At 43.8% G+C, this 498-nt stretch carries 1 pseudogene; it reads left to right on the top strand.

From position 1 onward, the window contains the following. Nucleotides 1-498: pseudogene (locus FC83_RS10340) on the top strand (reverse transcriptase domain-containing protein); the annotation flags it as partial.

Genomic DNA, 498 nt, shown 5'->3' with positions numbered 1-498 from the left:
AGTCGAGAATGGCGTTTCATTTCAAGATTTAGTTCTATCCCGAGATAATCTGAATCATGCCTACAAGCAAGTAGTCAGCAACAAAGGTGTAGCTGGCATCGACGGCTTGACCGTTGACGAGCTATTACCCTATTTGAAGGAACATCGCGACGAATTGATAGCCTCACTGCGTGATGGCAGTTATAAGCCATTGCCAGTCAAACGAGTTGAAATACCAAAACCAGATGGGTCAAAGCGTAAGCTTGGAATCCCAACTGTGGTCGATCGACTTGTTCAGCAAGCTGTCGCTCAAGTGATGTCGCCAAGGTTTGAAAGGATATTCTCGGATAACAGTTTTGACTTTCGACCGAATCGAAGCGCTCATGACGCCATCAAACGGGTCACAGTGCTGTATGACCAAGGTTATCATTATGTGATTGACCTAGATTTAAAGTCATATTTTGATACGGTCGACCATGACCTACTGATGAAGTTTATCAACCAATATATTAAAGACCC

The organism is Agrilactobacillus composti DSM 18527 = JCM 14202 (assembly GCF_001436375.1).
Taxonomy (GTDB): domain Bacteria; phylum Bacillota; class Bacilli; order Lactobacillales; family Lactobacillaceae; genus Agrilactobacillus; species Agrilactobacillus composti.
This window is presented reverse-complemented; position numbering and strand designations above follow the sequence as displayed.